Source organism: Agrobacterium genomosp. 2 str. CFBP 5494 (assembly GCF_900013495.1).
Classification (GTDB): domain Bacteria; phylum Pseudomonadota; class Alphaproteobacteria; order Rhizobiales; family Rhizobiaceae; genus Agrobacterium; species Agrobacterium pusense.
Genome location: NZ_LT009718.1, coordinates 2,964,643 through 2,970,892, shown reverse-complemented (window position 1 = coordinate 2,970,892; position 6,250 = coordinate 2,964,643). Strand labels below are relative to the sequence as shown.

Annotated in this window: 7 protein-coding genes; 3 read left to right on the top strand and 4 right to left on the bottom strand. The window is 58.9% G+C overall.

Annotation, left to right across the window (positions count from 1 at the left end; all coding sequences use genetic code 11):
- Nucleotides 1-211: 211 nt before the first annotated feature.
- Nucleotides 212-556: an ethanolamine utilization protein gene (locus AGR2A_RS14855; RefSeq protein ID WP_004443592.1), complete on the bottom strand. Its 345-nt coding sequence runs from the start codon at nt 554-556 to the stop codon at nt 212-214.
- Between the two features lie 228 nt (nt 557-784).
- The gene (locus tag AGR2A_RS14850; RefSeq protein WP_234797402.1) at nt 785-1,654 is read right to left on the bottom strand and encodes an AraC family transcriptional regulator; all 870 of its coding nucleotides are present in this window, start codon (nt 1,652-1,654) and stop codon (nt 785-787) included.
- A gap of 194 nt (nt 1,655-1,848) precedes the next feature.
- Between AGR2A_RS14850 and AGR2A_RS14845 the strand changes: the two genes are divergently transcribed.
- Both AGR2A_RS14845 and AGR2A_RS14840 read left to right on the top strand, forming a co-directional pair.
- The gene (locus tag AGR2A_RS14845) at nt 1,849-2,589 is read left to right on the top strand and encodes an SDR family NAD(P)-dependent oxidoreductase (RefSeq protein WP_072494832.1); all 741 of its coding nucleotides are present in this window, start codon (nt 1,849-1,851) and stop codon (nt 2,587-2,589) included.
- A gap of 166 nt (nt 2,590-2,755) precedes the next feature.
- Nucleotides 2,756-3,712, top strand: coding sequence for a quinone oxidoreductase family protein (locus AGR2A_RS14840; RefSeq protein ID WP_072494831.1), 957 nt, complete (start codon nt 2,756-2,758; stop codon nt 3,710-3,712).
- A 24-nt stretch (nt 3,713-3,736) separates the two neighbouring features.
- Here the strand turns inward: AGR2A_RS14840 and AGR2A_RS14835 are convergent, their stop codons facing one another.
- Nucleotides 3,737-4,621, bottom strand: a complete 885-nt coding sequence (locus AGR2A_RS14835) for a LysR family transcriptional regulator (RefSeq protein WP_072494830.1) — start codon at nt 4,619-4,621, stop codon at nt 3,737-3,739.
- Nucleotides 4,622-4,772: 151 nt separating this feature from the next.
- Here AGR2A_RS14835 and AGR2A_RS14830 point away from each other — a divergent pair, with 151 nt between their 5' ends.
- Entirely contained in the window at nt 4,773-5,432 is a 660-nt protein-coding gene (locus AGR2A_RS14830) for a hydrolase (protein ID WP_004443583.1), read from the top strand.
- Nucleotides 5,433-5,667: 235 nt separating this feature from the next.
- Here the strand turns inward: AGR2A_RS14830 and AGR2A_RS14825 are convergent, their stop codons facing one another.
- Nucleotides 5,668-6,159 (bottom strand): Lrp/AsnC family transcriptional regulator, encoded by a 492-nt coding sequence (locus AGR2A_RS14825; protein ID WP_072494829.1) that lies wholly within the window; start codon nt 6,157-6,159, stop codon nt 5,668-5,670.
- Between the last annotated feature and the right edge of the window lie 91 nt (nt 6,160-6,250).

Here is a 6,250-nt window from a genome sequence, read left to right as displayed (position 1 = left end):
AAAATTTCCAAGACTATCAAGACCTTATCGGCCTCCTAACGGGAGGCCGAAGTCGTTTTTAGGTCTAGCACAACGCTAGCACAAATCCGGCCCCGAGCACCCGCGCAAGTGGATGCACCCAAACACAGTCGAACACTCCGAAAACAACCCGGCTTCACAAAGTCGCGGATGCACCCTGGCCCGAAGCCGTGCTTGCCTGTGCCGATCACGTCTACGGCTGCTGCCAATGAGGATAGGTCACATAAGCAGTCAACGCTCCTTCTTCGTGAGAGCGGATCGTAACCCTGTCGCCTTTCTGCATGGCGATGATCTCTCCCGGACCTGCCATCACCGTCTTGTGGCTATCGGAAACGGTAATACTTCCTTCCAGGATGACCATCGTGTCGTGTACGGCCATTGTTTCTTCGAGAATCTGGTTTGGTCCATAACGCCCGAATCCGATAGTGACTGGCCCGCCATGGCGCTGATCGAGGAGGTTGGCGGTGAAAATGTCACCGTCTTGTCCTGGCGAGCGTTCAAATGCTGCATCAGCAATGGCGAATTTATGAATGACCATACATTGTCTCCTTAAAGGTTTAGCCGTGTGTGGAGCCGGTTTGAACCGCAGCACGTGCTTGTGCACTCCGCCGAGAAGCTTCTTGTCTGGCGATAACGCCGAAAATCTTCATTCAGGATGGCAGCGTTGATCATCAACACGCCGAGGGAATAACCGGAATAGGTCTTCAGTGTTCCGTTTTACGATTATTGCTTGCGGAAGGCTTTGGCCTGCCGTTCCCGGAAGAGTTCAGCGCTGCAGGTCGGCGACGGGCGCCGTGCCAAACATGCTCTTATACTCCCGACTGAATTGCGAAGGGCTTGCGTAGCCCACGTCATACGCCACGCGGGAGACATTGGTGCTTCCAGAGGCGAGAAGCTTTCGGGCTTCCAGCAGGCGTATATGACGCTGGAAGGCCAGGGGGCTAAATCCCGTGACAGCCTTGAAGTGCCGGTGAAAAGAGGTGACGCTCATGCCGGACGAGGCCGCCAGCTCGGGAATGACAATCGGTTCGTTGTGATTGGTGGCAAGCCAGTCGGCCGCCGTCTTGAGTTGCTGGAACCGGTCGTTTCGCCGTCCGACCTGCCGAAGCGTATCGCCCATCGAGCTTTGCAGCAAACGATAATAGAGCTCGAACTCGTAGTGTGGCGCGAGCGCGCCGACGTCATCGGGCGTGGCCAGAAGTCCGACAAGGCGAACAAATGCATCGCCGACAGGTCCGTTCAGATTGTCTGATGCGACCGCACATGTCCAGCGATCCTCGTGCTTGGGCATATCGAGCACGACACGCGTGAGCATTCCGATATCGAGATGAAGGCTGATGCCGATGTAGGGAAGCTCTGGCGTCGCGTCAGTCAGCTGGTGGACATAGGGCAGGCCGAAGGACGATGTCGCGCAGTCGCCCGCCAGCAGTTCGAAGCGATTGGCACCCAAGGTCAAAACCTTCGTGCCCCGTAGAACGGCGTAGAACATCGGCTCGAACACCGCCGGTGTGGGTGGCGTGGTGCGTGTACTTGTCCATAGCGTCAGGCGCGGGACAGGGGTCGGGATGGCAACGGTTACCCCCTGACGCTCAACAAAGGGAGCAACGTCCTTCAGCAGTTGGGTGATTGGTTTCACAGAGCCGGCCATCATCTCAGGCATGTAGTGATTTGGAAGGATCAGGCAAGTCTCTGGGAAGATCGGGCATGTAGCTTTCGCCGTGCCCGCCTATCTTCAGCTTAACGAATAGGGCTGCCACGATCCCCGGTAATCAGGTGGAACATACCTCGAGACCGCGCATCGGGCGACATGAGATTGAAAGGGTCCGGATTATGCAGGAACTGGCTGGAAAGAACGCTCTGGTAACGGGTGGTTCGCGTGGCATAGGCGCGGCAATTGCGCGCGCTCTTTCTGGGAAGGGAGCGAATGTAGCAATAACCTATGAGCGGTCAGCCGAGAGCGCCGCGCAACTCGTTCGGGCGATTCAGGCCGCGGGGGGCACGGCCGTCGCGATCCAGGCTGACAGCGCCGATCCGGCCGCAATACAACACGCCGTGGACGAGACGGTCCGGGCTCTGGGCGGCCTCGACATTCTAGTCAACAATGCCGCGATAGGACGATACAATAATATTGCCGATTTCGCAGCCGAGGATCTCGACGCGTTGCTGGCGGTTAACGTCCGCGGGCCTGTTCTGGCGTCGAAGGCAGCCATTCCACACCTCAAGGAAGGTGGCCGGATCATAAATATCGGCTCAGCGGGCGCGGATCGCATCGTCGGCGTCCCCGGTACGGTCTATTATATGACCAAGAGTGCGCTTCAGGCATTCAATCGCGGACTTGCGCGAGAATTGGGTGCTCGGGACATAACGGTCAATCTCGTTCAGCCGGGATCGACGAACACCGACTCGAATCCCGAGACGGGAGAATCAGCGGACTATCAGCGCAGCCTGAGCGCGCTTGGCCGCTTCAATCAGCCGGAAGATGTCGCGGCCGCCGTCGCTTTTCTCGCAACGCCTGCCGCCCGGCAGATCACAGGGACGATCCTTACCGTCGACGGCGGCGCGCTTGCGTGAAAGCGCACTGCAGCCGGTGCTTCGCTCGATGAAAATCGGACGGGGCACCGATCGGTAACCGATCCCTGTGGAAAAATCGGCGCAGTCTGCACATCCCCTTCGTTCCCGAACCGCGAAGCGAAAAAATAGCGTCGCGTCATGCTCCCTGCCAGCCAAGGAAAAATAGATGAAAGCCGCAGTTTACGACAACCCCGGTCCTCCTACGGTTTTGAGATATGCTGATGTGCCCGATCCGGTTTGCGGGCCGGATGATGTGCTTATTGCCGTCGAGGCGATTTCCATTGAAGGCGGCGATCTGATCAATCGCCGGTCGACACCACAGCAATCCCCGTGGATTGTCGGCTATGCCGCTGCAGGGACCGTGATTTCCGTTGGTAAAAATGTCCGCGACCGGGCGGTCGGCGAAAGGGTGGCTGCATTCGATATGCAGGGGTCCCATGCGGAACTCTGGTCCGTCCCGGCCTCGCGCACATGGCTTGTGCCGGAGGGCGTGGGAATGGCACAGGCCGCGGCCCTGCCGATTTCGTTCGGCACGGCTCATCATTGTCTGATCACTAGAGGCGGCTTGCAAAAGGCAGAGACAGTTCTGATACAGGCTGCCGCAGGCGGCGTGGGTCTGGCTGCCGTCCAATTGGCGCGTGACGCCGGCGCGACCGTCATTGCTGCGGCAGGTGGTAGTGAAAGACAGGCACGCCTGCGCGGCCTCGGCGCATCACATGTCATCGATCGGCTGGAAAAGGATGTCGTTGAGGAGGTTCTCCGGCTGACCGGTGGCATGGGGGCTGACCTCGTCATCGATCCTGTCGGTTCGACTTTGCAAGCTTCCTTATCCGCTCTCGCGCCCGAGGGTCGCCTCGTGTTCATCGGGAATGCAGGTGGCGGCAGCCTCCATGCCGATCTCTGGCCGCCGATGCAGAACAATCAAACGCTGCACGGTGTCTTCATGGGGCCGCTCTTCGAGAGGCCGGCGGTATACGGAACTGTCATCCAGCTTCTCAAGGCCGTGGCCGAGGGACGCATGGAGGTCGTGATCGACCGCGTGTTTCCGTTGAGCGACGCCTCGATGGCACATGAATATGCGGAGAGAGCCAAGCCGCTTGGCCGCGTCGTGATGACACCTTGAGGTTGCTGCCACCCATTCATGCGGTCAGGCGCTTGAGCCCTTCCCACTGCCGAAGCACTCGATCAGCATTTCGGTCAGCACCCGGACTTTTCTTGCGGGATGCTGACCCGGCGGCCGGACGACATATATCCCGGCCGGGGGTGGAGGATGACCTTTCATCACTTCCACCAGTTCGCCCACAGCCAGATAATTTTTGACGAGGTCGTAAGGCAGCACGGCGACTCCCAATCCGGCCGCCGCGGCGACAGCAAGAGCAACTCCGTTATCGGCCTTGAACTGTCCCTGCGGACGAACGGTTATCACCCTGTCTCCGTCCATCACCTGCCAGGTTTCCGTGCCTTGCATGAGAGCCTGATGAGCCACAAGTTCTTCGGGTGTTTGCGGCGAGCCGTGGACCTTGATGTAATCCGGGCTGGCAACAAAAATTCCATAGAGCGGACCGACGCGTCTGGCGACGAGGCTTGAATCCGGAAGGTTCCCGACCCGGATCGCGCAATCATATCCTTCGGCGATCAGATCCACGAAACGATCAGTGTAGCAGGTCTGGATCTGAAGCTGGGGATAGCGGCGCGCCATTTGCGCAATCACGAGCGCGAAATGCGTTGGGCCGAAAGAGAGCGGCGCCGCAATCCGCAGACGCCCGCGAAGCTCACCAGCCGGAAGAATCGTCTCCCGCGCCATATCGATGTCGGCTGAAATCCTAGCGGCATAGTCCCGGAAGGTGGCGCCCGCCTCCGTCAGGGAAGCGCCGCGTGTGGACCTGGCCAGAAGCTGAACGCCAAGTTCAGCCTCAAGCCGCGCCAGCCGCCTGCTGACCATGGACTTGGAGATGCCGAGCCGCACTGCGGCCGAAGAGACACCTCCCGCATCTGCAACTTCGACAAATGTCCTGATGTCTTCGATATCCACTCTGCGTTCCCCATTCTGCAACACAGCTCAACGCTGACAAGGACTACCGCATCATAAACAGGAATGACAAGTTTCCTCCCGCGGCAACGCCCGAAGGGATGCAGGTCCCTTGCGCAAGCGCCTCGATAAACCGCCAACACAGGATGAACCCATGACCTTTCGTAACGGCCTTGATTCACTTCTCCGCCCCGAAGATTCCGTCCTCGTTCTGATTGATCATCAGCCCTATCAGCTCGCAAATCTGAACAGCCACGATCCGCAGGCTGTGGTCAATCTCACGACGGCGCTGGCGAAGCTGGCCAAAGCCTTCGATGTTCCGACTGTCCTCACCAGCGTAATTGCGGCACGCGGCGGACTTCTCTTCAAGCAGATCACCGACGTGTTTCCTGATCAGCAAGTCATCGATCGCACCTGGGTGAACACCTGGCAGGACGAGAATGTAGTGAACGTTGTCAAGGCGACCGGCCGCAAGCAGCTGATCATTGCCGGACTGTGGACCGAAGTCTGCGTTGCAATGCCCGTGATCCAGGCCGCTGGCGAAGGCTGGGACGTGACCGTGATTACCGACGCTTCCGGCGGGATTTCGAAGGAATCTCATGAAGTTGCCATCCAGCGCATGATCGCGGCCGGCGCAAATGTGATGACGGTAATGGCGCTTGCGGGTGAATGGCAACGCGATTGGGCCCGCACCGAGCATGTTGAGGAGCTGACCGAAATTCTCATCCAGCACTTCGGCGGCAGTGGCATCGCCTATCTCTGGGAGCAGCAGTTGCTCAACACGCCGGCGCCTTCCACCAAGGGCGGCCACTAAAATAGAGCGGGATGTTGGGGTGCCGGACGGAGAGCTGCGGAAGGCCCACCGTCGCAAGCTTCTTCATCCCAGCCCTGCATCCGCATTGCACGAGAAATCGTCCGTGGCGAGTTTCGTCATGAAGCTGTTACCGAAAGGGTCGCTTACCCATGGTGCGGGGCCGCGGGCAGGAGCTTAAAAGTGTCCGTTGCATCACGGGTGGTGCAACGGGCGCTTATCCGACCTACAAGTGTTTTCAGTTCGGACGAGACGGAGGCTCGGTATCGGGCACGACCGACAAGGTGTGCTTGAGACATTTGAGTGCAAAGCAGGAGCGCGAATGGCGCACGCCCTCGATCTTGTAGAGCTTGCGGCGCAGAAATTGCTCGCAACCTGCGGTTCCCGCCACCGCGACCTTGATGAGATAATCATATTCGCCGGTGGTCAGATAAGCTTCCAGCACCTCTGGAAGAGCCGCCATGGCTTCGCCGAAGCGTTCCAGAACCTCATCATCGTGACGCTCCAGCATGACCTCGATGATTACCGTCTCGGTGAAGCCTAGCTGCGCCTGATCGAGAATTGCCGTATAGCCGCGGATGACACCTTCCTCTTCCAGCCGCTTGACTCGCTGCCAGCAGGGGCTGGGTGAAAGTCCCACCTTCTCGGATAGTTCCGTATTGCTCAGCCTGCCGTTTTCCAGCAGGGCGCGGAGTATTTTGCGGTCGATCCTGTCGAGCGGCTTCGTCATGCCGGTCTCTCCCAAACATGCAGCAAAAAAATCTGTCGCCGATCAGTCGGCGTGCGAAAGAAGTGTCTTGGTTTCGATGCTTTGGCTGTGC

Excerpts from the sequence above, each read along its gene's own strand:
- AGR2A_RS14855 (WP_004443592.1), bottom strand. The coding sequence starts at position 556 with ATGGTCATTCATAAATTCGCCATTGCTGATGCAGCATTTGAACGCTCG.
- AGR2A_RS14845 (WP_072494832.1), top strand. The coding sequence starts at position 1,849 with ATGCAGGAACTGGCTGGAAAGAACGCTCTGGTAACGGGTGGTTCGCGT.
- AGR2A_RS14840 (WP_072494831.1), top strand. The coding sequence starts at position 2,756 with ATGAAAGCCGCAGTTTACGACAACCCCGGTCCTCCTACGGTTTTGAGA.
- AGR2A_RS14830 (WP_004443583.1), top strand. The coding sequence starts at position 4,773 with ATGACCTTTCGTAACGGCCTTGATTCACTTCTCCGCCCCGAAGATTCC.
- AGR2A_RS14825 (WP_072494829.1), bottom strand. The coding sequence starts at position 6,159 with ATGACGAAGCCGCTCGACAGGATCGACCGCAAAATACTCCGCGCCCTG.